This window comes from Pseudarthrobacter sulfonivorans (assembly GCF_001484605.1).
Lineage (GTDB): Bacteria > Actinomycetota > Actinomycetes > Actinomycetales > Micrococcaceae > Arthrobacter > Arthrobacter sulfonivorans_A.
Genome location: NZ_CP013747.1, coordinates 3,340,263 through 3,366,921, shown reverse-complemented (window position 1 = coordinate 3,366,921; position 26,659 = coordinate 3,340,263). Strand labels below are relative to the sequence as shown.

At 65.0% G+C, this 26,659-nt stretch carries 22 protein-coding genes and 1 riboswitch; of the genes, 10 read left to right on the top strand and 12 right to left on the bottom strand.

Annotation, left to right across the window (positions count from 1 at the left end; translation table 11 throughout):
- Positions 1-122: 122 nt before the first annotated feature.
- Complete coding sequence (gene gcvT, locus AU252_RS15230) at positions 123-1,235, bottom strand: glycine cleavage system aminomethyltransferase GcvT (protein WP_058931448.1); 1,113 nt, start codon at positions 1,233-1,235, stop codon at positions 123-125.
- A 22-nt stretch (positions 1,236-1,257) separates the two neighbouring features.
- Complete coding sequence (gene gcvP / locus AU252_RS15225; RefSeq protein ID WP_058931447.1) at positions 1,258-4,110, bottom strand: aminomethyl-transferring glycine dehydrogenase; 2,853 nt, start codon at positions 4,108-4,110, stop codon at positions 1,258-1,260.
- Positions 4,111-4,271: 161 nt separating this feature from the next.
- A riboswitch (glycine riboswitch) is annotated at positions 4,272-4,369 on the bottom strand.
- Between the two features lie 412 nt (positions 4,370-4,781).
- Between gcvP and AU252_RS15220 the strand changes: the two genes are divergently transcribed.
- Positions 4,782-7,277, top strand: coding sequence for an ATP-dependent Clp protease ATP-binding subunit (locus AU252_RS15220; protein ID WP_058931446.1), 2,496 nt, complete (start codon positions 4,782-4,784; stop codon positions 7,275-7,277).
- 385 nt (positions 7,278-7,662) lie between these two features.
- Here AU252_RS15220 and AU252_RS15215 read toward each other — a convergent pair whose 3' ends face one another.
- From AU252_RS15215 to AU252_RS15190, 6 genes are all read right to left on the bottom strand, one after another.
- Positions 7,663-8,331, bottom strand: a complete 669-nt coding sequence (locus tag AU252_RS15215) for a DsbA family protein (protein ID WP_058931445.1) — start codon at positions 8,329-8,331, stop codon at positions 7,663-7,665.
- A 203-nt stretch (positions 8,332-8,534) separates the two neighbouring features.
- Entirely contained in the window at positions 8,535-9,302 is a 768-nt protein-coding gene (locus tag AU252_RS15210) for an amino acid ABC transporter ATP-binding protein (protein ID WP_058932985.1), read from the bottom strand.
- A gap of 17 nt (positions 9,303-9,319) precedes the next feature.
- The gene (locus AU252_RS15205) at positions 9,320-10,285 is read right to left on the bottom strand and encodes an amino acid ABC transporter permease (protein ID WP_083510417.1); all 966 of its coding nucleotides are present in this window, start codon (positions 10,283-10,285) and stop codon (positions 9,320-9,322) included.
- On the bottom strand, positions 10,282-11,073 hold the full coding sequence (locus AU252_RS15200) for an ABC transporter substrate-binding protein (protein WP_240484197.1): 792 nt from the start codon (positions 11,071-11,073) through the stop codon (positions 10,282-10,284). Before AU252_RS15200 ends, AU252_RS15205 begins: the two co-directional genes overlap by 4 nt.
- A 274-nt stretch (positions 11,074-11,347) precedes the next feature.
- Positions 11,348-12,079 carry an SDR family NAD(P)-dependent oxidoreductase gene (locus tag AU252_RS15195; RefSeq protein WP_346425554.1) on the bottom strand — a complete coding sequence of 244 codons (732 nt, stop codon included), beginning with the start codon at positions 12,077-12,079 and terminating at the stop codon, positions 11,348-11,350.
- Positions 12,076-13,482 carry a DUF6421 family protein gene (locus AU252_RS15190; protein ID WP_058931443.1) on the bottom strand — a complete coding sequence of 469 codons (1,407 nt, stop codon included), beginning with the start codon at positions 13,480-13,482 and terminating at the stop codon, positions 12,076-12,078. The genes AU252_RS15195 and AU252_RS15190 overlap by 4 nt, the downstream gene beginning before the upstream one ends.
- 233 nt (positions 13,483-13,715) lie before the next feature.
- On the opposite strand from AU252_RS15190, the gene AU252_RS15185 reads away from it, so the two are divergent.
- The 7 genes from AU252_RS15185 to AU252_RS15155 all read left to right on the top strand — a co-directional run bounded on the left by AU252_RS15185 (position 13,716) and on the right by AU252_RS15155 (position 19,931).
- Positions 13,716-14,945, top strand: a complete 1,230-nt coding sequence (locus tag AU252_RS15185; RefSeq protein WP_058931442.1) for an MFS transporter — start codon at positions 13,716-13,718, stop codon at positions 14,943-14,945.
- 4 nt (positions 14,946-14,949) lie between these two features.
- Positions 14,950-15,309, top strand: coding sequence for an ArsR/SmtB family transcription factor (locus tag AU252_RS15180; protein ID WP_058931441.1), 360 nt, complete (start codon positions 14,950-14,952; stop codon positions 15,307-15,309).
- Between the two features lie 160 nt (positions 15,310-15,469).
- The gene (locus AU252_RS15175; protein WP_058931440.1) at positions 15,470-15,784 is read left to right on the top strand and encodes a heavy-metal-associated domain-containing protein; all 315 of its coding nucleotides are present in this window, start codon (positions 15,470-15,472) and stop codon (positions 15,782-15,784) included.
- A 68-nt stretch (positions 15,785-15,852) separates the two neighbouring features.
- Positions 15,853-18,006: a heavy metal translocating P-type ATPase gene (locus AU252_RS15170; RefSeq protein WP_058931439.1), complete on the top strand. Its 2,154-nt coding sequence runs from the start codon at positions 15,853-15,855 to the stop codon at positions 18,004-18,006.
- A gap of 4 nt (positions 18,007-18,010) precedes the next feature.
- Positions 18,011-18,469, top strand: coding sequence for a hypothetical protein (locus AU252_RS15165; protein ID WP_058931438.1), 459 nt, complete (start codon positions 18,011-18,013; stop codon positions 18,467-18,469).
- 104 nt (positions 18,470-18,573) lie between these two features.
- Positions 18,574-19,194: a DUF305 domain-containing protein gene (locus tag AU252_RS15160; protein WP_058931437.1), complete on the top strand. Its 621-nt coding sequence runs from the start codon at positions 18,574-18,576 to the stop codon at positions 19,192-19,194.
- Between the two features lie 95 nt (positions 19,195-19,289).
- Positions 19,290-19,931: a protein tyrosine phosphatase gene (locus tag AU252_RS15155; RefSeq protein WP_058931436.1), complete on the top strand. Its 642-nt coding sequence runs from the start codon at positions 19,290-19,292 to the stop codon at positions 19,929-19,931.
- A gap of 21 nt (positions 19,932-19,952) precedes the next feature.
- Here AU252_RS15155 and AU252_RS15150 read toward each other — a convergent pair whose 3' ends face one another.
- On the bottom strand, positions 19,953-20,354 hold the full coding sequence (locus AU252_RS15150) for a hypothetical protein (RefSeq protein ID WP_157768991.1): 402 nt from the start codon (positions 20,352-20,354) through the stop codon (positions 19,953-19,955).
- A gap of 148 nt (positions 20,355-20,502) precedes the next feature.
- Here AU252_RS15150 and AU252_RS15145 point away from each other — a divergent pair, with 148 nt between their 5' ends.
- A complete protein-coding gene (locus AU252_RS15145; RefSeq protein ID WP_058931434.1) occupies positions 20,503-21,603 on the top strand; it encodes an LCP family protein in 1,101 nt (366 codons plus the stop codon).
- 432 nt (positions 21,604-22,035) lie between these two features.
- On the opposite strand, the gene AU252_RS15140 is transcribed toward AU252_RS15145, so the two are convergent.
- The 3 genes from AU252_RS15140 to AU252_RS15130 form a co-directional block, all read right to left on the bottom strand.
- Positions 22,036-22,836 (bottom strand): IS3 family transposase, encoded by an 801-nt coding sequence (locus AU252_RS15140; protein WP_430929447.1) that lies wholly within the window; start codon positions 22,834-22,836, stop codon positions 22,036-22,038.
- 50 nt (positions 22,837-22,886) lie between these two features.
- Positions 22,887-23,210: a helix-turn-helix domain-containing protein gene (locus tag AU252_RS25030; RefSeq protein ID WP_430929446.1), complete on the bottom strand. Its 324-nt coding sequence runs from the start codon at positions 23,208-23,210 to the stop codon at positions 22,887-22,889.
- Between the two features lie 258 nt (positions 23,211-23,468).
- The gene (locus AU252_RS15130; protein WP_205630580.1) at positions 23,469-23,846 is read right to left on the bottom strand and encodes a hypothetical protein; all 378 of its coding nucleotides are present in this window, start codon (positions 23,844-23,846) and stop codon (positions 23,469-23,471) included.
- A gap of 507 nt (positions 23,847-24,353) precedes the next feature.
- Between AU252_RS15130 and AU252_RS15125 the strand changes: the two genes are divergently transcribed.
- Positions 24,354-26,594 carry a S9 family peptidase gene (locus tag AU252_RS15125; RefSeq protein ID WP_058931430.1) on the top strand — a complete coding sequence of 747 codons (2,241 nt, stop codon included), beginning with the start codon at positions 24,354-24,356 and terminating at the stop codon, positions 26,592-26,594.
- Positions 26,595-26,659 lie beyond the last annotated feature (65 nt).

The window sequence follows — 26,659 nt, the reverse complement described above, 5'->3', positions numbered from 1 at the left end:
AGGGGGACGGTCAACGCCAACCCCCGGGGAGGTTCCGTTGTGGGTGGCATCCGGCAGCGTGCGTCAAAGCGACGAAGGAGCAGCACGCAGAGGATGTCAGCCGCAACGGAACCCGTAGCACCCTACTTTTGGCGCTTGTAGAACGGCAGGGCGACAACCTCGAAAGGCTCTGCCTTGCCGCGCAGGTCGATGTCCAGGGCGGTGCCAATCTCGGCGTGCTCGACGTCGACATAGGCCATCGCAACCGGGTAGCCGAGGGTGGGGCTGGGCTGGCCGGAGGTGACTTCGCCAACCACGGCGCCGTCCTTGAGTATCGGGTAGTGCCCGCGGCCGGCGCGACGGCCCAGTCCCTTCAAGCCCACAAGCTTACGCTTTGATCCGGCTTCCTTGGCGGCTTCCAGTGCGGAGCGGCCCACGAAGTCGCCTTCCTTGCTCTTGAGCGCCACAACGCCACCCAGGCCGGCGTCGAACGGTGACCGTTCGAGGGAGAGTTCGTTGCCGTAGAGCGGCATGCCGGCTTCAAGGCGGAGCGAATCGCGTGAGGCGAGGCCGCACGGAACAATGCCGAACTCAGCCCCTGCTTCGGCGACGGACGCCCACAGGGAGGCGGCGCCGTCGTTCGCTACAAAGAGCTCGAAGCCGTCCTCGCCGGTGTAGCCGGTGCGCGCCAGGATGACGTTGTGGCCGGCCACGGTGAGCTCGTTGAACGCGTAGTACTTCAGGTCGGTGACGAGCGGGTGCTGGGCCTCAGCGGTCAGCTTGAGCAGGATGGCCTCGGCCTTGGGGCCCTGCACCGCGATCAGCGACGTGATGGCGGAGGCGTCCTCCACCTTCACGTTGAACGCCGTGGCGCGTTCGGCCAGGGCGACGGCGACGGTGGGGGCGTTGCCCGCGTTGGGGACCACGAGGTACTTCTCGTCGCCGAAGCGGTACACGATGAGGTCATCGATGATGCCGCCGTCGGCGTTGCAGATGAGCGAATACTTGGCCTTGCCGTCCGCGATGGCGGAGAGTTTGCCCACCAGCGCGTAGTCCAGGAACGCGCCGGCTTCCAGGCCGGAGACCCAGACCTCGCCCATGTGGGAGAGGTCGAACAGGCCGGCAGCGTTGCGCACCGCGTGGTGCTCGGCCAGCTCGGAGCTGTACTTCAGGGGCATCTGCCAGCCACCGAAATCGGTGAAGGAAGCGCCGAGTTTCTTGTGCTCTTCGTAGAGAGCGGTGTAGTTCTCAGTCATTGTGAAAGCCTTTCACAGGAATCTAGTTCGCGAATTCTTCGATGGGCGGGCAGGAGCAGATCAGGTTGCGGTCGCCGCCGGCGCCGTCGATGCGGCCGACGGGCGGGAAGTACTTGTCCTGCTTGAGGTGGTGGACCGGGAAGGCGGCCTGCTCACGCGGATACTCGCGGGTCCAGTCGGAAGATACGACGGCGGACGCGGTGTGGGGTGCGTGGCGCAGCGGGCTGTTCTCCACGCTGAAGTCGCCGTTGGCCACCTGGTCGATTTCCTTCCGGATGGTGATCATGGCGTCGATGAACCGGTCGATCTCCACGAGGTCCTCGGACTCCGTCGGTTCCACCATCAGCGTGCCCGCCACCGGGAACGCGAGGGTGGGGGCGTGGAAGCCGTAGTCGATGAGGCGCTTGGCCACGTCTTCCGCGGTGACGCCGGTCTTCGCGGTCAGGTCGCGGAGGTCCAGGATGCATTCGTGCGCCACCAGACCGCCCTCGCCCGTGTAAAGGACCGGGAAGTATTCGTTCAGGCGGGCCGCGACGTAGTTGGCCGCGAGCAGCGCCGACTTCGTGGCTTCGGTCAGGCCTTCGGCGCCCATGAGCTTCACGTAAGCCCAGGAGATAGGCAGGACACCGGCGGAGCCGTAGTTGGACGCGCTGATGGCCACGCCGTGACCGGCCTCGTGGGCTGCCTTGTTGGCGTCACTGGGCATAAACGGTGCCAGGTGCGCCTTGGCCGCGACCGGGCCAACGCCGGGTCCGCCGCCGCCGTGCGGGATGCAGAAGGTCTTGTGCAGGTTCAGGTGCGACACGTCGCCGCCGAACTTGCCCGGCTGTGCGAGTCCGACGAGGGCGTTCAGGTTGGCGCCGTCCACATAGACCTGGCCGCCGGCAGCGTGCACGGCGTCGCAGATTTCAGTCACGTCGGCGTCGTAGACACCATGCGTGGAGGGGTAGGTGATCATGATGGCCGAAAGGACGTCCTTGTTGGCCTCGATCTTGGCGTAGAGGTCCGTGTGGTCGATGCTGCCGTCCGCAGCGGTGGCGACCACAACGACCTTCATGCCGGCCAGGACAGCGGAGGCGGCGTTGGTGCCGTGGGCCGACGCCGGGATCAGGCAGACCGTGCGCTGGGCATCGCCGCGGGAGAGGTGGTAGCCGCGGATGGCCAGCAGGCCCGCGAGCTCCCCCTGGGACCCGGCGTTCGGCTGCAGGGACACCTGGTCGTAGCCGGTGATTTCCGCGAGATCAGCTTCCAGCCCGCCGATGAGTTCGCGCCAGCCCACGGTCTGGGAATCCGGGGCGAACGGGTGGATGGAGGCGAACTCCGGCCAGGAAATGGCTTCCATCTCGGCCGTGGCGTTCAGCTTCATGGTGCAGGAACCCAGCGGGATCATGGTGCGGTCCAGCGCCAGGTCCCGGTCGCTCAGCCTGCGGATGTAGCGCAGCAGCTGGGTCTCGGAACGGTGGGTGTTGAACACGGGGTGCTGCAGGTACTCGGAGGTGCGGAGCACCGAGTCGGGCAGTTCAAAGCCCTTCGCGTCCACAACCGGACCGGCACCGAAGGCGACGGCGATCGCGGAGAGGACATCCGTCGTCGTGGTTTCATCGGCGGAGACGCCGATGGTGTCCTCGTCGATGTGGCGCAGGTTGATGCCGCGTGCTTCGGCGGCGGCGATGACCTTGGCCGCCTTGCCCGGGACGCGGACGGTGACGGTGTCGAAGAAGGTCTCGGTGACCAGTTCGCGGCCGGCGACCTTCAGCGTGGTGGCCAGGGTGCGGGCGTTGTTGTGGACGCGCTCGGCGATTGCCTTGAGGCCGTCGGGGCCGTGGTAGACGGCGTAGAAGGAGGAGACGATGGCCAGCAGTGCCTGCGCGGTGCAGATGTTGGACGTGGCCTTCTCACGGCGGATGTGCTGCTCACGGGTCTGCAGCGCCAGACGGTACGCGGGGGTCCCGGCGTCGTCCTTGGAGACCCCGACGAGGCGGCCCGGCATGGAACGCTCCAGGCCCTTCGCCACCGCCATGTAGGCCGCGTGCGGGCCGCCGAAGAACAACGGCACACCGAAACGCTGGGTGGAGCCGACGGCGATGTCCGCGCCCTGCTCCCCGGGAGGGGTGATCAGGGTCAGCGCCAGCAGGTCGGCGGCGACCGTGACCAGGGCGCCGCGCTCCTTGGCAGCCGCGATCACCGCGGCGTGGTTGAAGACCCGGCCCGACACGCCCGGCTGCTGCAGGACGATCCCGTTGATAACGCCGTCGGGCAGGCCCTGGGACAGGTCAGCGACCTCCACCTCGAAGCCGAGGGCTTCGGCGCGGCCCTTGACGATGGCGATGGTCTGCGGCAGGCAGTCGGCATCCAGGACCGTCTTGCCGTCGCGTGCTTCCTTGTTCTTGTTTGCCCGGCGCATCATCAGCACAGCCTCGGCCACGGCGGTGGCTTCATCCAGCAGCGACGCGTTGGCGATGGGCAGGCCCACCAGGTCCTGGACCATGGTCTGGAAGTTCAGCAGCGCCTCCAGCCGGCCCTGGGAGATCTCGGGCTGGTACGGCGTGTACGCGGTGTACCAGGCCGGGGCTTCGAGGATGTTCCGGCGGATCACGGCGGGGGTGACGGTGTCGTAGTAGCCCTGGCCGATCATCTGCACAGCGGTCTTGTTCTTGGAGGCGAGCTTACGCAGCTCGGCAAGGACCTCAACCTCACTGAGGGCGTCCTTGAGGGCCAGCGGCTTGGCCTGGCGGATGGAGTCGGGGACGGCAACGTCCACGAGGCCGTCAACGCTGTCATAGCCAACGGCCTTGAGCATGGAGTCGATATCGGCCTGGCGGCGGGCACCAATATGCCGATCGGCAAAGGTGGAAGGGGACGACTGGATGGTCATGAAGGAACTCCATAATTCAGGTGGCGCGCTGGGTACGCCACATTGATTCGGGTTCCTCCCCGCTCTGTATTGGACCTGAGAGTTTCCGCGCCCACCTGCTTGCCGCAGGGTGACGCTTGCACCGTCGGTGAGCCCGTTGCCGGACTACTTTCCAGAGTTGCCTAACCGCGGCGGTACGTGGGCCTGAGAGATTCCTGGGGAGGATTTGCTCCTACGGCGCCTGCTGAACGTACCGGCAGGACTCTCCCGCCGCAGATCAAAAGCATGTGCCACTTTGTCCGTGACACGTCTCACAGGTTAGCCGGATTTCAGGCCGCGTGCAAGGCAGCGAGTGTGGATGCCAGTGCCACGTGGACGGCGGTTCCGCCGAGGACGCTCACGATGGCGTTGCGCCGCCGGAGGTGGAGGCCGGCGGTGGCGTTGAGCCCGCAGCGACTGCGGCGGCAACCGGCGTCAGGGCTACGGGGGTGTGCCGCACTGTGTAGAACGGGTGCCTCTGCGCCCACACGGTGACACGCGGTGACGTGGCGGATAGCGGTGCGAAAACCCCTGCCGCTTACATGGGAAAGTCACGGGAACCCGGCTCTTTCTATCCTGCGTCTCGACGAACACCCCATGAGGGCCTGCGGCGACGTAGCATCAAAGTAGGCGGCAGCCAGGAGTGTGGCGAAATGTTTGAGCGATTTACGGACCGTGCCCGTCGAGTAGTTGTGCTTGCCCAAGAAGAGGCACGCACGCTGAACCACAATTACATTGGTACCGAACACATCCTCTTGGGTCTGATCCATGAAGGTGAAGGCGTTGCCGCCAAAGCTCTTGAGTCCTTGAGCATTTCGCTCGACGGCGTGCGTGAGCAGGTGCAGGAGATCCTCGGCCCGGGCCAGCAGTCCCCATCCGGCCACATCCCCTTCACCCCGCGCGCCAAGAAGGTGCTGGAGCTGGCCCTGCGCGAGGCCCTGCAGTTGGGCCACAACTATATCGGCACCGAGCACATCCTGCTCGGTCTCGTCCGCGAGGGTGAGGGTGTTGCCGCGCAGGTGCTCGTCAAGCTCGGCGCGGACCCGGACAGGGTCCGCCAGCAGGTCATCCAGCTCCTCTCGGGTTACCAGGGCAAGGAGACCACGGGCGCAGACCTAGGCCCGGGCCAGCCGGAAGGTACTCCTGCCGGTTCCGTGGTGCTGGACCAGTTCGGCCGCAACCTGACGCAGGCTGCGCGGGAGAACAAGCTGGATCCCGTGATCGGGCGCGAATCCGAGATGGAACGCGTTATGCAGGTCCTGTCGCGGCGTACCAAGAACAACCCTGTCCTGATCGGTGAGCCCGGCGTCGGCAAGACCGCCGTCGTCGAAGGCCTCGCCCAGGCCATCGTCCGCGGCGACGTGCCGGAAACCCTCAAGGACAAGCAGCTGTACACCCTGGACCTGGGCTCCGTGGTGGCCGGTTCCCGGTATCGCGGTGACTTCGAGGAGCGGCTGAAGAAGGTCCTGAAGGAGATCCGCACCCGCGGGGATATTCTTTTGTTCATTGATGAGATCCACACCCTTGTCGGTGCCGGTGCGGCCGAGGGTGCGATCGATGCGGCTTCGATCCTGAAGCCGTTGCTGGCCCGGGGCGAGCTGCAGACCATTGGTGCCACGACGCTGGATGACTACCGCAAGCACATCGAGAAGGATGCCGCGCTTGAGCGCCGCTTCCAGCCGATCCAGGTTCAGGAACCCTCCGTGGCCGACGCGATCGAGATCCTCAAGGGCCTGCGTGACCGGTACGAGGCGCACCACCGGGTCACCATCACCGACGGCGCGCTGGTCGCCGCGGCGAACCTTTCGGAGCGTTACATCTCGGACCGCTTCCTGCCGGACAAGGCGATCGACCTGATCGATGAGGCCGGTGCCCGGCTGCGCATCCGCCGGATGAGCGCTCCCCCGGAGCTGAAGGCCATGGATGAGCGGATCGCCAAGCTGAAGATGGAGAAGGAGTCCGCGTTGGATGCGGAGGACTACGCGGGTGCCGCTTCGCTGCGCGACCAGGAGCAGAAGCTCGTCGCGCAGCGTCGAGAGAAGGAACGCCACTGGAAGACCGGCGGCATGGACGATATCTCCGAGGTGGATGAGGATCTGATCGCGGAGGTGCTGGCGAATGCCACCGGTATTCCGGTGTTCAAGCTGACCGAGGAGGAGTCCAGCCGTCTGCTGAGGATGGAAGACGAGCTGCACCAGCGCGTGGTGGGCCAGGATGAGGCGATTAGGTCGGTTTCGCGGGCCATCCGCCGTACCCGTGCAGGCCTGAAGGACCCGAAGCGTCCCGGCGGTTCGTTCATCTTCGCCGGGCCCACGGGCGTCGGCAAGACCGAACTCGCCAAGGCCCTGGCCGAATTCCTGTTCGGCGAGGACGACGCACTGATCACCCTGGACATGTCCGAGTACTCGGAGAAGCACACAGTGTCGCGGCTATTCGGTGCCCCTCCGGGCTACGTCGGTTACGACGAAGGCGGCCAGCTGACCGAGAAGGTCCGGCGTCGTCCGTTCTCCGTGGTCCTCTTCGACGAGGTGGAGAAGGCGCACACGGACCTGTTCAACTCACTCCTGCAGATCCTGGAAGACGGCCGCCTGACCGATAGCCATGGCCGGGTGGTGGACTTCAAGAACACGGTGATCATCATGACCACCAACCTGGGCACGCGGGACATCTCCAAGAGCGTCACCACCGGCTTCCAATCGGGCACGGACACGCAGACCGGCTACAACCGGATGCGCGCCCGGGTCACGGAGGAGCTCAAGCAGCACTTCCGCCCCGAGTTCCTGAACCGTGTTGACGACGTCATCGTGTTCCCCCAGCTGACCCAGGAGGAGATCATCCAGATCGTGAACCTGATGATCGGCCGCCTGGAGCAGCGCCTGGCAGACAAGGACATGGGTATCGAGCTCACCACCGCAGCCAAGGTGCTGCTGGCAACCCGCGGGTATGACCCGGCCATGGGTGCGCGGCCGCTGCGCCGCACCATCCAGCGCGAGATCGAGGACCAGCTCTCCGAGAAGATTCTCGTCGGAGAGATCCACCCGGGCGACATCGTTGTGGTGGACGTGGATGGCGACGGCGACGACGCGCAGTTCACCTTCGCAGGAAACACGAAACCCCGGATCCCGGACGCACTGCCGGCCGCGAGCTAACCAGGAAAACCACGTCTGACTACCGTCGAGGCGGGCTGAAGTCCGGTGTCACGGCCCGGAGAATCACAGGTCGCCTGGCGGCAGGTATTGGCTGGCTAAACGGCTATGCGGAGGAGTCGTACTGGCGCTGGATGAATGCTGCCATTCCAGGAACCGTGTATCGAGCACCGCGAAGAACTCATCCTTCTCCTGCTGCGTGTGCTTCCTGTTTCCCGGGCGATTTCTCTGTTAATGCGGCACGGTCGTTGCAACTCCCAAAATCTTTGGCACGATTGACCGGATCTGGGGACGCGCGTTTCCAGTTGGTGCGGGCCCGCATGGAACGGATTGACCGGGAGCTGCGGGCGTAGGCCCGGCGCCACCTCGGGGCCGCTACGTGACGGCGCTACTTGACGGCGTCGTCGAGCAGCTGCCGGAACTGGGCTTCGGTGTTCAGCGTGAGTTTTTCGCCGTTGAGGAAGAACGTCGGGGTGCCGGTGACGCCGAGGGTTTTGCCGTCCGCGATGTCCCGGCGGATCCGTTCCTTGGCGTCCTCGGCCGCAACGTCCTGATCGAACCGGGCCATGTCGAGGCCGAGCCCTTCGGCGTACGTCCGGAAGAGGGCGGCCTGGGAGTCCTGCTTTCCGCCCCACTCCGGCTGGGTCGCGAACAGCTTCGTGACCATGGCTTCGTAGTGCCCCTGGCGCGCGGCGGCTTCGACAGCGAGCGCTGCGGTGCCGGAGTTCAGGTGTCCGGGCAGGGGGAAGTAGCGGTGGGTGAACGTGATCCTGTCCCCGTACTCCTCCTTCAGCTCCGCCACCAAGGGCTCGGCGGCGCGGCAGGCCTCGCATTCGAAGTCCAGAAACTCGACCAGCTGGGCTTTTTCGGCCGGTGGGCTGGTGAGCCGGTGGCTGTCTTCCCTCGCCACCTGGGAATCAGCGGTCGCCGGCGGCGCGGGCGTGGCAGGTTTGTTTGCGGTAAACACGGCGAACCAGATCACGCCCCCAGCCACTAGGACCGCCATGACAGTCCAGATAGCGACGCGGACGTTGCGCGCGACAGTAACGGCACTCATCAGCCAGTGTTCCCCCTCAGCTCAGAACCCAGTACCTCGATCATAGCCAGCGCGCCACCGCGCCGGAGTCTTTGACCTGCGGCTACTCCGATTCGCGCGACGCGTCGCCGAGGCTTGGCTCGAGTGACCCGGCCGTAGACACCAAAGCCGGTCCGGGCATGATCACCTTCGCACATCACGCCCGGACCGTCTGGGTTGAGCCGTCAGAGAACTTTGGAGAGGAACTCCTGGGTGCGGGCCTGCTGCGGGTTGGCGATGATGTCACGCGGGTTGCCGCTTTCGACGACGACGCCGCCGTCCATGAACGTCAGGGTGTCTCCGACCTCCCGCGCGAAGCCGATCTCGTGGGTCACCACAATCATGGTCATGCCGGACTTGGCCAGGTCCTTCATCACGCTGAGCACTTCGCCCACGAGTTCCGGGTCCAGGGCCGAGGTCGGCTCGTCGAAGAGCATCAGTTCCGGTTCCATGGCCAGTGCACGGGCAATGGCCACGCGCTGCTGCTGGCCGCCCGAGAGCTGCGCGGGGTAATGGTTGGCATGGTTGCCGAGACCGACACGGTCCAGTAGCTCCATCGCGCGTGATCTGGCCTTCACCTTGGATTGCCGCTTGACCTGGGTGGGCGCCTCGATGATATTCTGCAGCGCCGTCCGGTGCGGGAAGAGGTTGAAGCGCTGGAAGACCATGCCGATCTCCCTGCGCTGGGCGGCGATCTCTTTGATGGTCAGGTCATGCAGGCGGCCGCGGGTCTCGCGGTAGCCGATCAGCTCTTCGCGGACGTGGATCCGGCCGGCGCTGATGGTTTCCAGCATGTTGATGCAGCGCAGCAACGTGGACTTCCCCGACCCGGACGGGCCGATCAGGACGGAAACCTCGCCCTGCCGGACCGTCATGTCGATCCCGCGGAGCACATGGTGCTCTCCGAAGTACTTGTGGACCCCGTCAATCCGGACGAGGGTCTCCTTCGTCATGACGTCGTTGGTGATGGTCACGGTAGCTCATCCTCTTGTTTGGGTGCTTTGGCTGCGGCGGCCGCAGGGGTCGGCTTGACCGGGGCAGGGACGATGTTGTCCACGCCCTTTCCGAAGTGGCGCTCAACGTAGTACTGGCCCACCATCAGGATGCTGGTGATCACGAGGTACCAGAGAGCGGCCACGATCAGCAACGGAATCGGCAGATAGCTGCGGTTGGCGATGCCGTTGGTTGCGAATGTCAGGTCCAGGGTGAACGGCACCGCGAGCACCAGCGAGGTGGTCTTGAGCATCCCGATGGTCTCATTGCCGGTGGGTGGCACGATTACGCGCATGGCCTGGGGCAGAATGATCCGCCACATGATTTTGGACTTGCGCATCCCCAGGGCCTCGGCGGCTTCCATCTGGCCGGAGTCGACGGACTTCAGGCCGGCGCGGAAAATTTCGGCCAGATAGGCTGACTCGTTCAGCCCCAGTCCCAGGATTGCTGCCATGAAGGCGGTGATCACGTCCTGGGTGCTGAAGCTGAACAGTTCCGGTCCGAATGGAATCCCCAGGGCGATCTTGGGATAAAGAACGGAAATGAGGCCCCAGAACACCAGCTGGGTGTAGACCGGTGTGCCGCGGAAGAACCAGACCCAGGTCCAGCTCACGCCGCGGAACAGGGGATTGTCCGACTGGCGCATGAAGGCCAGGAGAATGGCCAGCATGATGGCGATCGCCATCGAGAGAACTGTCAGCAGCAACGTCCAGCCGATGCCCTGGATGACGAGCACGTCCATGAAATAGGTGCCGACGATGTCCCAGCGGAAATTAGTATTGGTGACCAGGCTCTGGCCCAGCAGCGCGGCGAACAGCAGGATGAGGACGGCGCCGGCCCAGCGGCCGGGATGGCGGACCGGAACGGCGTCGATCAGTTCCGGTTTCCGGTGCGCGGCACCGGTCCTGCGGTCGCTGGTATCGGTGGGTGCGAGGGTGCTCAATTGCCTACCGCCGGGTTCACTTCAGACTTCGTGACGGCGCCCTTGGTGTTGCTCCAGGTGTCCAGGATTTTCCCGTAGGTCCCGTTGCTGATGAGTTTGTTCATGACGTTTTTCATGAGCTCGGACAGGGCAGTGTCGCTCTTGGCGACCGCGATACCTTGCGGTGCCGCAGCGTAGACATCGCCCAGGGCCTCCAGCTTGCCGCCGGTCTGCGAGAGGGCATAGCCGATGATGGGGGAATCGGCGGCCATGGCGTCGATGCTGCCGTTCACCAGACGGGTAGTCACATCTGTCTGCGTTTTCAAAGTGACGACGTTGACGCCCGGTTTTCCGGCATCCGTGCATGCCTTGGACCGGCCGGAGACGTCGGGGTCCTCTTGGGTGGTGCCGGTCTGCACCCCCACGGTTTTGCCGCAGATGTCATCGACGCTGAAATTCTTCGGGTTGCCCTTCTGGACGGCCCACAACGTGCCGGCATTGAAGTAGCTGACCATGTTGACGGCCTTCAGACGCTCCGCGTTGATTGTGAAGGAGGAGATTCCCAGATCGTACTTGGCACCGAGAGCGGGCAGGATTCCCGTGAATTCCGACGTCTGGACCCTGACCTTCAGGCCGAGGGTCGCACCGATGGCCTTGGCGAAATCCACGTTGTAGCCCACCGGGGTCTGGCCATCGGCGCCGCCCAGGGATTCGGCAGGTGCGTACGTTGTGTCGGCACCCACCGTGAGGGTGCCCTTGCTCCTGATGGCCTCAGGGACGCTCGCGGCGAGGGCATCGTCCCTGGCCACAGAGGCGGGATCAAAGCCAGTGGAACCCGGGGCAGCTCCCCCCGAGGTCTGTGATGCATTGGTGCAACCGGTCAGAGAAAGAAGGCCGATGGCGAGACTCGCCAGTGCCTTTGTCCTCTTGGACGGAGAAAACGACATTGTTTACCTCTTGGTTGGTGTGGCCCATGAATGGGATTGTTTTCTGACTGCCTGCACGCAGGTCGGCGTGCGGGCGCGCCTGTACTGGCGCTTGGTCGATCTCCCTACCTGCTTCCCGGTCGGGATAGGTGAAAGATCAGACCAGGGGTAGGCGGGAACCGTTGAGTTCGGCGGCGGACCTGCTGAACAGGGCGGCCGAAGCGGCTCCGAGATCCTTCACATGGGTGAATCCCGGGAATTTCCGGTCGGGCTGGGTAGCCTTCATCTTGTCGTCGACGAGGGCCTTGACCACGAACACGACGGCAGCTGACCGCTGCGGTTGCCGGTCGTTCGTGCTGCCGGATTGTGAGCTGCGGAAGCCGTCGGCCACCGCCAGCGTCCAGGCCTCGGAAGCGGCCTTGATCGCCGCGTAGGCGGCACCACCTGCGGAGGGATTGGCAGCTGCCTGGGCAGACACGATGGCCAGTCGGCCCGCCGGGGACTTTTCAAGGTCGTCGTAGAAGGCGCGGCTGGTGTTTCGCAGTGTCGTCAGGACGCTGGTGTGCAGGAAGTCCCAGTCGGAGTCCTCCTGCCCCGGTATGCCGTCGCCGCCGCGCCAGCCGCCCACCAGGTGGATCAGGCCATCGAGGGGTCCAAGGTCCCGGCGGACCGAGGACGCCAGTTCCCGGACGGCCGCGGGTTCTGCGAGGTTGCAGGTGTAGCCGGTGACGTTGGGCCAGGACTGTGCGAGGTTTTGCACGCGTTCAGTGTCCAGGTCCACGGCGGCGACGCGGAATCCGGCGCCGCTGAGGGCCGATACGACGGCGGTCCCGGCCTCGCTGGTGGAGCCGGCCACCATGACGGTCCTGGGTCCGTCGGGAGCCATCATGCCGCGTCCTTGCGGCTGTTGCCGCCGTTGGGCTCGCCGGTGATTCCGGCCGTCGATTCGATGACGTTTCTCATCTTTTTCTCCAGTGCTTCGTAGAACATTGAAAGTGGGAACTCGTCATCCAGCACCTGGTCGGTCAGGCCCCGAGGAGGGCCGTCAAGGGCCAGCGCCTCGGGCCCCTTGGCCCAGAGGGATGCGGGGTTCGGAGTGACTGTGGCGCTGATGAATTCATAAGCCGCAAGCCAGTGAGCGGTTTTCGGGCGGTCAATTGAACGCCAGTACAGCTCCTCGATCCGCTTCCCGAGTTCGATAACGACCTCGGGCGCTTCCGACCAGTCGATAGACAGTTTCGAGTCCGTCCAATGAAGCACCTTGTGCTGGTGCATCCAGGCGAAAAGGAGCTGACCGCCAAGGCCGTCGTAATTACGGACCCGGCTTCCTGTCATCGCGAACCGGAAAATCCGGTCGAAGATGACGGCATACTGGACGAGTTTCGCGTGGTTTCGCGCCTCCGGCGCCGCGTTCTCATCCCTCTCGATACGGACGGATTCGCGGAATGCCGTCAGATCGCACCGCAGCTCTTCCAGGGTGTAGAGAAAGTACGGCATCCTCTGCTTGATCATGAACGGATCAAACGGCAGATCCCCGCGCATGTGCGTCCTGTCATGGATCAGATCCCACATCACGAAGGTTTCCATGGCCAGCTGAGGGTCTTCAAGCAGCCGACGCGCTCCGTCGGGGAGAGTGAGGGACGTGATGTCGCTGGCTGCGGCCACCACCCTCCGGAACCGCTCAGCCTCGCGATCCGCGAAAATACCACCCCAGGTGAACTGCGGCGTTTCACGGACGGCTACGCTCTCAGGAAACAACACCGCCGAGTTCGTGTCATAGCCGGGTGTGAAGTCGATGAAGCGGATGGGTACGAACAGCTGGTTCGAATACTCTGCACCTTCGAGTTCAGCGATGAACTCCGGCCACACTACTTCGAACAGCACGGCCTCCACGAAGCGGTTGGGGCTGCCGTTCTGCGTATACATAGGGAAAACCACCAGATGCGGCAGTCCGTCGATTCGGTGCTGCTGTGGCTGGAATGCGAGCAGAGAATCCAGGAAGTCCGGGACCCCGAACGCGGAAGCAGCCCACCGCTCGAAGTCAACTTCGAGCCGGGCCAGATACTCCGCGTCGTGCGGGAACGAAGGGGCCAAATCCCTGATTGAAGCCGAGATCGTGGCGACCTCGTACAGGGCGCGGTCATGGTCCCGCCGATCAGGTATCGAGCCGTCCTTCACCTGGATCTGCTGCAGTTCTCCGGCGGCCCGTTTCAGCTCGGTCCAGGACGAGTTTGAGGCAAGCAGGGCCCCTATTGAGGAGCGGGATACGTTTTGTGCTTTTGTTGCAGTCATTGCTACGGCGTCCTTCCTTCTCTGTGACCCGCGTAACACTAGTGAACAGAAAGACATCTTTATCTAAAAACAAGAGCACAGTAAGCAAGTCTTAGTCTAGGTTCGGGAAATAGAGCTGGTGACCCAGAGTTTCCTGTGCCCCCCGCTCGAGGTTGGCCTGGACGTCACCTCCCGGCGTCGTGTCTACAATAAGTGCATAAGTACGCACATGTTGTTTCGATTGAGGGATCCTCATGATCGAAGTTCTGGCCGTCCGCGCCTACCGGAAGCTCTTCTCAGCCCAGATTGTTGCGTTGCTGGGGACCGGTTTGCTGACTGTGGCCCTCGGACTGCTGGCGTTCGACCTTGCAGGAGCGCAGGCCGGGGCCGTCCTCGGGACAGCGCTGACCATAAAAATGCTGGCCTACGTCTTCGTCGCGCCAGTCATGGTGGCACTCGTGGAAAAGCTGCCAAAAAAGCCGGTCCTGGTTGCCGCGGACCTGATCCGTGGAGGAATCGCCCTGATGCTGCCCGCGGTGGATCAGGCCTGGCAAATCTACGTGCTGGTCTTTGTCCTTCAGAGTGCTTCGGCTACGTTCACGCCGGCCTTCCAGTCCCTGATCCCGGTGGTGCTTTCCGATGAACGGCAGTACACGCGGGCCTTGTCACTCTCCCGTCTCGCGTATGACCTGGAATCCCTGGTCAGCCCGGCCCTGGCCGCAGGACTGCTGTCTGTACTTTCCTTCCACGAACTTTTCCTCGGCACCGTGGCAGGCTTTATGTTCTCCGCGGCCTTGGTGGTGACCACCAGACTGCCTGCAACACCGGCAGCCCGTCAGGAAGGATCACTCTGGCGGCGTACCACGCTCGGTGCACGGATCTTTGCGAAGACGCCGGAACTGCGCGGCCTCCTCGCTTTCAATCTGGCCGTTGCGGCCGCTACAGCCCTGGTGCTGGTCAACACGGTGGTATATGCCCGGGACCTGTTCGCAGGTTCCAACGCCGACGTCGCCATCGCCCTGGCCTGTTACGGCGCCGGCTCGATGGCTGTCGCGCTCAGCGCACCCAGGGCACTGGACCGAATAGCCGACCGTTCGTTGATGATGTCCGGAGCTGCGCTTATTGGCATTGGCCTCGCCGGCACGTTTGTCCTGCTGGCGACAGCCGGGCCGTGGCTCATGCTGCTGGGGCTCTGGGTTGCTCTGGGGGCCGGGACCTCGATGATCAGCACCCCTTCGGCCCGGCTGCTGCGCCGCTCCGCATCGGAAAGCACCCGGACCTACATTTTCACCGCCCAGTTCTCCCTCTCCCACGCGTGCTTCATCATCACTTACCCTGTAGCTGGCTGGATCGGCGCGTCCGCTGGCCAGCCCGCGGCCGCAGCAGTCCTGGCTGTGGTGTCTATGATCAGTACAGCAGCGGCCTTGAAATTCTGGCCGGCTGCCTCCAGAACCGGCTCAGAACCGGCCATCAGGAAAGGGTGATCCGGTGCAAGAGGCCCAGGGCGTCAACACACCGAGCCTTCACCACCCCAGGCTCCCCGATGCCCGCCGGCTGGATGCCGCGACGGCCACGTTCCGGATGCTCTCCGATCCCACCCGCCTGCACGTTCTCTGGCTCCTGACCCAGGAACCGGCGGACGTCACCACCCTGGTGGAACGCACCGGAGCCTCCCGGACCTCAGTCAGCCAGCACCTGGCCAAACTCCGCTTCAGCGGCCTCGTCAGCACGCAAAAGGTCAGCCGCAGGGTGGTCTACAGCATCGCGGACGGCCACCTGGCCCGGCTTGTCCTGGAAGGCTTGAACCACGCCGACCACACCGTCACCGGGGAACCCAGCCACGGCTGACTGAAGTGTGGGCACCGGCACATTGCAAGATATACCCCATGGGGGTATTCTCGGGGTGTTGCCAGTGAAGTGGTTTGTCCAGGCCAGCGCGATTCCGGCCCTCACAGCCGATCAACCCCAGCACCTCATCACGACCTCTCTTGCAAAGGACAGAACTGATATGCGTGCATCCGAGATTCGGACCGAACTGCCCATCGTTGCAGCTGAAAACGCAGGGTGCAGCTGCTGCTCCACCCCTTCGACGGAGCAGCCGTCACCCCAGGCAGAAGGGACGGACTACTCCGTCACCGGCCTGACGTGCGGGCACTGTGTCCAGACCGTTGAAAAGGCAGTCACCGCGCTCGACGGCGTGACGTCGGCCTCCGTCGGGCTTGTCGCCGGAGGGACCTCACGCCTGAGCGTCTCCGGACCCCACACGGAGGCATCCGTCCGGTACGCCGTCACCGCCGCCGGGTACAGCCTCAGCGGCAAATAGTCCACCTCCAGCCCTGAGGACAGCTTTGCTGACGCCGTCAGGGACGACTTCCACACCGGAGGGCAATAATGGAAAATCACCACGAACACCACGGCGGGGAAGACCACGCCGGCCACCAGGCACCGCAGACCCTACCGGGCCAGGCTACGTCGGTGGCAAGCCCGCCCACAGATCACGCCGGACACGCCCACCAGCAGCATGGTGCTCAGGACGATGACCATGCAGTCCACAGCCACGGGCAGCACGCCGGGCACAGCACCGCCATGTTCAAAAACAGGTTCTGGCTCACCCTGGTCCTGTCCGTGCCGGTGGTCTACTTCAGCCCGATGGTGGGCCACCTGCTTGGCTACATGCCACCGGCATTCCCCGGCTCAACCTGGATCCCGGCTGTGCTGGGAACGGTGATTTTCCTCTATGGAGGACAGCCATTCCTCAAAGGCGGCGTCCAGGAGTTGAAGAACCGTCAGCCGGGGATGATGCTGCTGATCGCCATGGCCATCACCGTAGCCTTTGCCGCGTCCTGGGTCACCACCTTAGGCATCGGCGGGTTCGACCTGGACTTCTGGTGGGAACTGGCGCTGCTGGTCGCGATCATGCTGCTGGGCCACTGGATCGAAATGCGGGCCCTCGGTTCCGCGCAAGGGGCGCTGGACGCCCTCGCGGCACTGCTCCCGGACGAAGCCGAACGTGTCACCGGCTCCGGCACGGAGACCCTGCCCGTGTCCGAACTTCGTGAAGGCGACATCGTCCTGGTCCGCTCCGGCGCCCGCATGCCAGCCGACGGCACCGTCGTCGAAGGCCAGGCCGAGTTCGACGAGTCCATGATCACCGGCGAATCCAAAACCGTTCCCCGCGCCCCCGGGGACTCCGTGGTGGCCGGTACCGTCGCGACAGACAACACCGTCCGGGTCCAGGTGACCGCCGTCGGGGAAAACACCGCGCTGGCCGGCATCCAACGCCTGGTGGCCGAGGCGCAGGCATCCTCGTCCAGGGCCCAGGCGCTGGCCGACCGTGCCGCGGCGTTCCTGTTCTACTTCGCGGCCGGCGCGGGCCTCATCACGTTCATCGTCTGGGCGCTGCTGGGCAGCGTCCCGGAGGCCGTCACCCGCACCGTCACTGTCCTGGTCATCGCGTGCCCGCACGCCCTGGGCCTGGCCATCCCACTGGTCATCGCCATCTCCACCGAACAGGCAGCGCGCGCCGGAGTGCTGATCAAGAACCGGATGGCCCTGGAACGCATGCGGACCATCGACGTCGTCCTCTTCGACAAAACCGGTACCCTGACCACGGGCGAACCGGATCTGAAGGACATCGCAGCCGTTGCGGACGGGGATACTGACCGCCTGCTGGCCCTAGCCGCTGCGGTGGAATCCGACAGTGAACATCCCGTCGCACGGGCCATCGTCCGTGCCGCACGCCAGCGGAACCTGACCATCCCCGATGCCACCGGCTTCTCGTCCCTCACCGGCCGCGGCGTCCGGGCCACCATCGACGGACGGACAGTTCACGTCGGCGGGCCCGCGCTCCTGCGCGAGCTCGGCGCCGTCGAGCCTGAACCGCTGGCCCGCTCCACCCGAACCTGGATGGACCGCGGCGCGGCCGTCCTGCACGTGATCGACGGGAACACTATCCTCGGAGCCGTCAGCCTCGAAGACGCCATCCGACCGGAATCCCGCCAGGCCGTGGCGGCCCTGCAGAACCGGGGCATCAAGGTGGCCATGATCACCGGTGACGCCCGCCAGGTGGCCCAGGCCGTCGCCGAAGAGCTGAACATTGACGAGGTTTTCGCCGAAGTCCTTCCGGCGGACAAGGACAAGAAGGTCGCCGAGCTCCAGGGCCGCGGGCTGAAAGTGGCGATGGTGGGCGACGGCGTCAACGACTCCCCGGCGCTGGCCAGGGCTGAAGTCGGCATCGCGATCGGCGCCGGCACGGACGTGGCGATGGAATCAGCAGGTGTGGTCCTGGCCGGCAATGACCCCCGCGCGGTGCTGTCCATGGTGGACCTGTCGCGGGCCAGCTACCGGAAGATGTGGCAGAACCTGATCTGGGCCACCGGCTACAACGTCCTGTCCGTCCCGTTGGCCGCGGGCGTGGTGGCCTTCGCCGGGGTGGTGTTGTCCCCCGCGGCCGGCGCCGTGCTGATGTCAGTGTCCACCATCGTGGTGGCGTTGAACGCCCAGCTGCTGCGCCGCGTGAAACTCAATCCCGCACAGGTACGTTAGAACCATGGCGATCCTCCACCGTGCAGTGCTGCTGACCGGGCTGCTGGCTGTCATCGCCGGGATTTTCGGGATGCACATCATGTCAGGCGCCCACACCATGCCCACGGCTTTCTTGGTCGGCACGGACATGACCCTGACGCAGATCCAGGGGCCCCACACCGGCCACGGAGGGCATACGGCCGCCCAGTCCTCCAACGCCGATACGCCGGCGGCACCGCTGGATCCAGCGGCACCGGTGTCCGGGACGGTGTCTCCCTGCACCACTCCCGGCAGCTGCCCGGCGATGGCGGGCATGGACGCGGCCTGCGTCCTATCCCCGGCCAACACCTCCCTATCGGCGCCGCTGCCCGGCACCACGCCGTTCCCTGCCCTTGACGTCATCGCCACAGCCCTGGCCACCGACAGCTATTCCTATCTGCCGGGCAGTCCTTCCCCCGGCGACCTCTGCATCAGCCGGACGTAGATCTGCCCTGCGCCGCGTCCTGCCCGGCGCCCCCACACACCCACACCGCACACATCCGCAACGGCGCCAGACGCCTGCTGATCCTTCGAAGGACCCTGATTCTCATGAAAAAAACCCTGACCTTGTCCGCACTCACCATCGCCGCAGCGATTGCCCTGGCCGGCTGCTCCACCGGTTCCACCGGTTCTGACGGAAGCAGCATGCCGAACATGACCCACGGCGGCTCCGGAATGCACTCCAGCTCCGCGCCGGCAGCTGCCGAGTTCAATGAAGCCGACGCCGTGTTCGCACAGCTGATGATCCGGCACCACGCCCAGGCCGTGGAAATGTCGGACCTGATGCTGGAGAAGGAAGGCATCCCAGCGACGGTGACCGACCTGGCCACCAGAATCAAAGCCGCCCAAGGACCCGAAATCGAGAAAATGACCGCCTGGCTCAAGAGCTGGAACCAGCCCACCGAAATGCCCTCCGGCATGGCTGGCGGGCACAGCATGTCCGGCATGATGGGGCAGGAGGACATGACCGCCCTCCGTGCAGGCCAGGGCACTGAAGCGGCCAAGCTGTTCCTGACCCAGATGATCGCCCACCACGAAGGCGCCGTCACGATGGCCAAGACCGAAAGCACCGACGGCAAGTACCCCGAAGCGGTCCAGCTGGCCAAAGACATCGTGACCGCCCAGGAAACCGAAATCCAGGAAATGAAGGACCTTCTGGCCACCCTCTAGCAGCAGCCCCTGAGGCGGCGGCACCAGCACGTGTTAAGTTGAAACGTACGACGGGCCGCACCGGGTCCGGCGCATCGGCTGGAAAGAGAAGTTCCGTGGAATCCCCCGCATCTGCCCCCGCACCCGTGAGGATCCTGACGGTCTGCACCGGCAACATCTGCCGTTCTCCCGTGGCCGAAAGGCTGTTGCAGGCCGGGCTGGACCAGGTGATGCCGGGCGGATTCGAGGTCACCAGCGCCGGAACGCGGGCCATGGTGGGCGACCCCATGCAGCCGCTGTCCGGCGACATCGTGCGCACCTTCGGCGGGAACCCGGACGGTTTCGTCTCGCGGCAGCTGACCGGCAAGATCCTGCGCGGCGTGGACCTGGTCCTCACCATGACCTCGGGCCACCGCGGCGAAGTGCTCCAGCTGGACGCCTCCCTGCTCAAGCGCACCTTCACCATCCGCGAGTTTGCCCGCATGCTCGACGTCCTGGACGAGCGTGCGGACAGTGCCGCAAACGTTCCGGTAGCGGACGACGGCGGCAGTCCCCTCAGTGCCAACACCGCCTTCTGGCGGGGGCTGCCCGCGCGCGCCGCGTCCGTCCGGCACCTGTCACTGCCCGCGGATTCTTCCGAAAACGACATCATCGACCCCTACCGGCGCAGCCCCGAGATCTACCACCAGATGGAGGACGAACTGGCCCCGGCCATCGTTTCCATTCTGCGGCATGCGCGCCTGAACACTCCCGCCTAAACGCTCCCGGGCAAGCCGGCGTTAGCGAGGGGCAGGCGCGGCCTCGGGAGTAACTTCACGCACTTCCACGAACGTGCCGTCTGCCTTCAGCCCCAAGGCAAGATGAGCCCGGCGCACCAAATGCCGGTGAAGAAAGCCGTTCCCGGCGTAGAGCACGAAGGATATGGCGCCGATCAGCAATGCCGTGTCGCTTGCCGCGCGGTACCAGTAGTAGCCCGGGTGGCCAAACGCAATGTCCCCTGCAACCAGGGGGAAGAGCACACCTGCCAGAAACAGCAGGCTGGCCAGGAATGGGATGAAGAGCAGCCCCTGGACCGTATTCAGCCGCTTGCCCATTCGCCTGTAACGCTCGTACTGCTTCTCCCAGGCCGCCCGGCTGGTGACAAGCAGAATCGGCTTCGTATTTTCCATCAGATCCCCCACAGATGTCCCTTTCCTGACCAAGAGCCTAGTCCGCCCCGCACTGCGGGGCTTTCCACTGAACCCGGCGAGCCGCCGTCGTACGTTACGGCTCGGAAACGACACGCTCCGCGTTGTAGCCGGAACCGGGTCCGAGGGCGGACACTAAGTCATGGCGAGCACCCCAAGCGGTCCTGATCCGATCGGCCCGGCCCCTTCCGGCCCCGAGCCTGCTGCGCTGAAACGGCGCCGCTTGATCGCGGTGGTGCTGTCGCTGGTGCTGGTGGCCGTCGTCGCGGTTTCAGCCCTGCTGTTCACCCGGCCTGCCGCGGAAGTTGCGGCCCCGGTGCCCACCATCACTGACACCGCCACCCCCACTCCGTCGGAGACGACACCGCCACCGCCCCCGGCACCGGCCCCTCCCCCGCCGCCCGAACCCATCGCGGAACTCCCCGCGGCGCCCATGAACATCCTGGTGATCGGCAGTGACAGCCGCGCGAACGCCCGGGAGCAAGCAGCCCACACCGCCGCCACGGGCGAATCGCAGGACCACCGCGCCGACACGCTCATGCTGGTCCACATCCCGGCCGACCGCCGCAGTGTGCACGTGGTCTCCCTCATGCGGGACCTGTACGTAAGCATCCCCGACTACGGCTTCTCCAAGATCAACGACAGCTTGCAGGTGGGCGGCATCCCGCTGGCCACGCGGACGGTGGAGTCCCTGATGGGGACCCACATCGACCACACCCTCATGATGGACTTCCACGGTTTCAAGACGCTCACCGACGGGCTGGGCGGAATTGACGTGAACGTCACCCTGCCGTTCCAGTCCACTCACGAAACGCAGCACGTCTTCACACCGGGGGTGAACCACCTCGACGGTCAGGCGGCACTGGAATTCGTCCGCGAGCGCTACGCCTTCGTCGACGGCGACTTCCAGCGGGTCAGGAACCAGCAGACGTTCCTCCGCGCCATCCTCGCCCGGCTCACCAGCGACGGCGCCCTGCACGACGTGACTGCGGTGCGGGCCCTGGTGAATTTCGCATCCGGCTACCTCACGGTGGACCAGGGCTTTGATCCTGTGGGCGTCGCGATCCTGGCCTACGGCATGCGCGGCATCGACCCCAACGCCGTTGTTTCGCTCACGCTGCCGACAGCCGGGGTGGGCACGGCACCAGGAGGGGCGTCGGTGGTGTTCCCGGACTACGGTGGGATCGCCCAGGTGGCCGCGGCCATGCGCGAAGGCCGGCTGCCCGAGTACGCGGGCGGGTAGTACGCCGGGCAACACGGTCCGGGTACTAGCGGGCACCAAGTGAAACGGCCCCCGGCTGTGCCAGGGGCCGTTTCATCGGTGACTTAACTCCGGGTGGGGTCCGGGCGCAACGGTGCCGGCCCCGGATCCGGGACGGGCAGCGGGCCTGGCGGTTCCGGCGTCGGGATGGGGCTGGGCCTGTCCGGTCCCGGGTGGCCGGGATGGGTGGGCTCCGGATTGAAGGGGTCCGGCCCTGGTTCCGGCGGGAACGGCTCTGGTTCGTGCACTGGCGGGATGGTCATGAAACTTCCCCTCTCACGCTTGGCGGGTGCGCCTTTGCGTGATCAGGATACGCCCGCGCGCCACCAACGCTCTCTCACTTCCTGCAGAAATTTCCCGAACGCTCTCTCAATCTGAACTGGTCCCCGGAAGTTGGACTGGCCAAATAGGATCCTAAGCTGCGAGGGCCTGGGCACGGTATTGCACCGGGCTTAGGCCCTTGAGCTTTGTTGAGATTCTTTTGGTGTTGTACCAGTGGATGTATTCCTCGATTGCAGCTGCCAGTGCGTCGGTGTTGAGGAATCGGACGCGGTGGAAGAGTTCTTCCTTGAGGTGGCCGAAGAAGTTCTCCATGACGGCGTTGTCGTAGCAATTGCCCTTGCGGGACATTGATTGGACCGCGCCGGCGTCCTCGATGAGGGTGCGCCAGGAGGTGTGGCGGTATTGGAAACCTTGGTCCGAGTGCACCAGCGGCTGCTGACCGGGCTGCAGGCAGGTCAGGGCCTCACGCAGGGAATCGTTGGTGAGCGCCAGGTTCGGCGACAAGCCCAGCGAGTAAGAAATGATCTGCCGGTCGAAGAGGTCCATGACCGGTGAGAGGTAGAGCTTCCGGTCGCCGACGCTGAACTCCGTGACATCGGTAACCCACTTCTGGTTCGGTCCGTCAGCCTCGAACTCTCGGTTCAGCACGTTGGGCGCTACCGCGCCCTGTTCGCCCTGGTAGGAGTTGTAGCGCTTCCTGCGCCGGACCTTGCAGGCCAGTCCGAGTGCCTGCATCAGCTTCAGCACGGTCTTCTTCGCGACCGTCCATCCTTGCTTGACCAGCTCCGTGTGGATGCGCCGGTGCCCGTACCGGCCATGGTTCGTCTCGAAGATCTCCGTGACCGCCGCTTTGAGCTTCTCTTGCGGGTCGGGCGCCTGGAGCCGGGCCTGGTGATAGAAGAACGTGGATCTGGCCAGCCCGGCGACGTCCAACAGGACACCAAGCGGATAGTCAGCCTTGAGGGAAACGACGGCTTGAACCTTTACCGACGTCCCTGTTCCCTCAAGGCCCGCAGTTTTCCCAGGTACGCCACCTCAGCGCGCAGCCGCTCGTTCTCCCGCCGCAACCGCTCAAGCTCGGGCAGCTCCGCGGGTGGCGGGGAATCGGGTTTCCGCGGTCTGCCTTTGGGCTTTGGCCGCAACCCGTCCTCACCGTCCAGCCGATACGCCCGGACCCACTTCTGCAGCAGCTCACGCGAGGCCAAACCCGCCTCGACTGCCAGAGCCGGGCCGGACTCACCCGCGAGGAACCGCTCGACCAGAGCGCGCTTAAACTCAAACGAGTACGACTTCGCCGGCCTGCTCACCAGCACTCCTTGCCCATGAATCCTCCACCGCCCATACAGGGCCCTAACCGGCACACGAGCCGCATCGAGCGACCGAGCCGCCGACCCATACCCCACACCCTTCTCAAACAACGCTACAGCCGCCTCGCGCTGCGCCTCAGACAATGAACTACGTGCATGCATAAAACTGCTCCCCGGAAGTCGGAACTGAATTTCTCAGTCCAACTTCCGGGGAGCAGTTCAATCCCTGCAGTGAGTGCGTTCTTGATTGGCCTGCTTCTAGGCCGGACGGCGCAGTCGGACCGGGCGGGAAAGCGGCGCCTTGGCTGCTTCGCCGGCTTCCCGCATCAGCGGGACGGCGAAGGTCACCACCAGGCGCGCGTTGGCGTCGTCCGTGGACCTGATGGTCAGGCTTCTGGTGCCGGGCGGCACGGACGGGGTGAATACCTGTAGGTTCCGCGAGCCCACACTGGCCGAATCTCGCAGTGTGTAGAGCGTGCCCCAATGGTCTTCGATGGCAATTTCCGGGATGGCCCTCCCGGCAGCGGATTCCACGTGGATGTTGACCACCAGGCACGTGCTCCAGACTTCGACGGAGAGCACCGTGAACTCAGCGCCCCGTGTCAGGTGCAAGCCGTACGTGGGTGGCAGGAGCACCTTCCGGAGGATGCCTTTCGGAATTAGGTTTCGCATCATCGCCCCCAAAAATTACTAAGAGTGCTTTCAATTACCCCGCGATAATGACGCCCTGTCAAGGTCCCGCTCAGCCTTCTGTGGCAAGCCACAACAGCATTGCCAGGGGCGCAAAAAGTGGTCCCCGGCGAGGCCGGGGACCACCGTATCGGAAGGGTCGCCCGCAGACTGCCGATGCGCTGGCTGGCGCTGTGGCGTGCCGAAACGGCTAACCGCCCTATGAGGCAGATGAAAAAGAACGCGTCCGGATCCTCCCGGTAATGCCGTTCTAGCACCCGGCGGAGGACGGTTCAAGGGGTTCCGGCCGGTAACTTAGCGGCCCGTCCGGCCCGGCTGCTCCGTTGATCTATCACTTACAGTCGCTTTGCCCCCGGTTTAGGGCCCATAAGTGATAGATCAACAGGGCAGGAGGGCGCTACCCCGGTAGCGAACGGCGGCCATTTTGTCCGCCCGGCTCTATATATTGAAGGCATGACCCAGACTCCGCTGCAGGATTCCGCCACTTCGTCCGCCGCTTCCTCCCCCACGCCCCCAGTGGCCAAGAAGGTCCCGCACGAGCGGACGCACCATGGCGACACTTTCGTGGACAACTACGAGTGGCTGCGCGAGAAGGAATCCGCCGAGGTGGTCGAGCACCTAAGGGCCGAGAACGCCTACCAGGAGGAGGTCACCGCCCACCAGGAGCCGCTGCGCGAGGCCATCTTCCAGGAAATCAAAGGCCGCACGCAGGAGACAGACCTGTCTGTCCCAAACCGCAAGGACGGCTGGTGGTACTTCAGCCGCTCGGTAGAGGGCAAGGAGTACGGCATCCAGTGCCGCGTCCGTGCCCAGGACTCCGGCAACCCCGTGGCCGACTGGACTCCCCCCGCAGTGGAGGCCGGCGTCGAAATTCCCGGCGAGGAAGTGCTGCTGGACGGCAACATTGAAGCCGAAGGCAAGCCGTTCTTCTCGGTGGGCGGCTCGGCCGTCACGGTGGACGGAACCCTTTACGCCTACGCCGTGGACAACTCCGGCGACGAACGTTTTACCCTCCGCATCAAGGACCTCCGCACGGGTGAACTCCTGCCGGACGTCATTGAGAACATCTTCTACGGCGTCAGCTTCTCCCCCGACGGCACGCGCATTTTCTACACCGTGGTGGACGATTCGTGGCGCCCGTACCAGGTCAAGTCCCACGTCCTGGGCACTCCGGTCTCTGACGATGAGGTGATTTACCAGGAGGACGATGTCGCCATGTGGCTGGGCTTTGAGCTCTCCTCTGACAGGCGGCACCTCGTGCTGGGCATCGGCTGCTCCGAGTACAGCGAGACCCGCCTGCTGCGTTTCGATGACCCGACGGCGGCCCTCACCACGGTGATTTCGCGGGACGAACGCGTCCTCTACGAGGCCGAGCCGTTCCTGCTCACCGGTCCTGACGGCGAAAAATCAGAACGCATTCTGCTCACCCACAACCGCGGTGCCATCAACTCCATGGTCTCCCTGGCGGACCCCGCCGAGCTCGCCAAGCCGTTGGCCGAGCAGCACTGGAGTACCGTCGTCGAGCATTCCGACGACGTCCGCGTCAATGGTGCCGGCGTCACCTCCACGCACCTGATTGTGTCCGTCCGCAAGGACACCATCGAGCGCGTCCAGGTGATGGGGCTGGCCGCCCTCGGTACGCCCGCGCAGGAAGCTCCGGTGGAGCCCGCGTTCGACGAGGAGCTGTACACAGCCGGCGTCGGCGGTTCGGACTACGAGGCCCCGGTCATCCGGCTGGGCTACACGTCCTACTTCACGCCGTCGCGCGTCTACGACTTTGTGCTGCCCACCCCGGCGCAGCCCGCCGGCGAACTGCTGCTCCGCAAGGAAAGCCCGGTGCTGGGCGGCTACGACGGCAGCGACTACGTGGCCACCCGCGAATGGGCCGACGCCTCGGACGGCACGCGGGTCCCACTGTCTGTGCTGCGGCACAAGGACGTGAAACAGGATTCGACGGCGGCGGGCCTGGTCTACGGGTACGGCTCCTACGAGCTGAGCATGGACCCGGGTTTCGGCATCGCGCGGCTGTCACTGTTGGACCGCGGTGTGGTGTTTGTGATCGCGCACATCCGCGGCGGCGGCGAGCTGGGCCGGCACTGGTATGAGGACGGCAAGAAGCTCACCAAGAAGAACACCTTCACCGACTTTGTGGACGCCACCGACTGGCTCGCCAACTCCGGCTGGGTGGATCCGTCCCGGATTGCGGCGCTGGGCGGCTCTGCGGGCGGTCTGCTGATGGGTGCCGTGGCCAACCTGGCACCGGAAAAGTACGCCGCGGTGGTGGCGCAGGTGCCGTTTGTGGACGCCCTCACCACCATCCTGGACCCGGAGCTTCCGCTGTCCGCCCTGGAATGGGAGGAGTGGGGCAACCCCATCACGGATCCCGACGTGTACGCCTACATGAAGTCCTATTCGCCGTACGAGAACGTGCATTCCGTTGCGTACCCCAAGGTGGCCGCGGTGACGTCCTTCAACGACACCCGCGTCCTGTACGTGGAGCCTGCCAAGTGGGTCCAGGAGCTGCGGAACAAGACCACCGGCACGGAGCCTGTGGTGATGAAGATCGAAATGGACGGCGGCCACGGCGGCGCGTCCGGGCGCTATGTCCAGTGGCGCGAGCGGGCGTGGGACTACGCGTTCATCGCCGATTCCCTCGGCGCCAAGGACCTGCTGCCGGGGGCCGGCCTCAAATAACCCATCGGTTGCTCCCCACCGGCCCCCTCGCCTCGCCAGCTCGGCCAGGGTACCCTGCCGGCGTG

What these genes read in the sequence shown, in the direction of transcription:
- AU252_RS15215 (WP_058931445.1), bottom strand. Translation starts at nt 8,331, where the DNA reads ATGAGTGCCGTTACTGTCGCGCGCAACGTCCGCGTCGCTATCTGGACT.
- AU252_RS15210 (WP_058932985.1), bottom strand. Translation starts at nt 9,302, where the DNA reads ATGACGAAGGAGACCCTCGTCCGGATTGACGGGGTCCACAAGTACTTC.
- AU252_RS15125 (WP_058931430.1), top strand. Translation starts at nt 24,354, where the DNA reads ATGACCCAGACTCCGCTGCAGGATTCCGCCACTTCGTCCGCCGCTTCC.
- AU252_RS15145 (WP_058931434.1), top strand. Translation starts at nt 20,503, where the DNA reads ATGGCGAGCACCCCAAGCGGTCCTGATCCGATCGGCCCGGCCCCTTCC.
- gcvT (WP_058931448.1), bottom strand. Translation starts at nt 1,235, where the DNA reads ATGACTGAGAACTACACCGCTCTCTACGAAGAGCACAAGAAACTCGGC.
- AU252_RS15175 (WP_058931440.1), top strand. Translation starts at nt 15,470, where the DNA reads ATGCGTGCATCCGAGATTCGGACCGAACTGCCCATCGTTGCAGCTGAA.
- AU252_RS15195 (WP_346425554.1), bottom strand. Translation starts at nt 12,079, where the DNA reads ATGATGGCTCCCGACGGACCCAGGACCGTCATGGTGGCCGGCTCCACC.
- AU252_RS15220 (WP_058931446.1), top strand. Translation starts at nt 4,782, where the DNA reads ATGTTTGAGCGATTTACGGACCGTGCCCGTCGAGTAGTTGTGCTTGCC.
- gcvP (WP_058931447.1), bottom strand. Translation starts at nt 4,110, where the DNA reads ATGACCATCCAGTCGTCCCCTTCCACCTTTGCCGATCGGCATATTGGT.
- AU252_RS15190 (WP_058931443.1), bottom strand. Translation starts at nt 13,482, where the DNA reads ATGACTGCAACAAAAGCACAAAACGTATCCCGCTCCTCAATAGGGGCC.
- AU252_RS15165 (WP_058931438.1), top strand. Translation starts at nt 18,011, where the DNA reads ATGGCGATCCTCCACCGTGCAGTGCTGCTGACCGGGCTGCTGGCTGTC.
- AU252_RS15185 (WP_058931442.1), top strand. Translation starts at nt 13,716, where the DNA reads ATGATCGAAGTTCTGGCCGTCCGCGCCTACCGGAAGCTCTTCTCAGCC.
- AU252_RS15160 (WP_058931437.1), top strand. Translation starts at nt 18,574, where the DNA reads ATGAAAAAAACCCTGACCTTGTCCGCACTCACCATCGCCGCAGCGATT.
- AU252_RS15170 (WP_058931439.1), top strand. Translation starts at nt 15,853, where the DNA reads ATGGAAAATCACCACGAACACCACGGCGGGGAAGACCACGCCGGCCAC.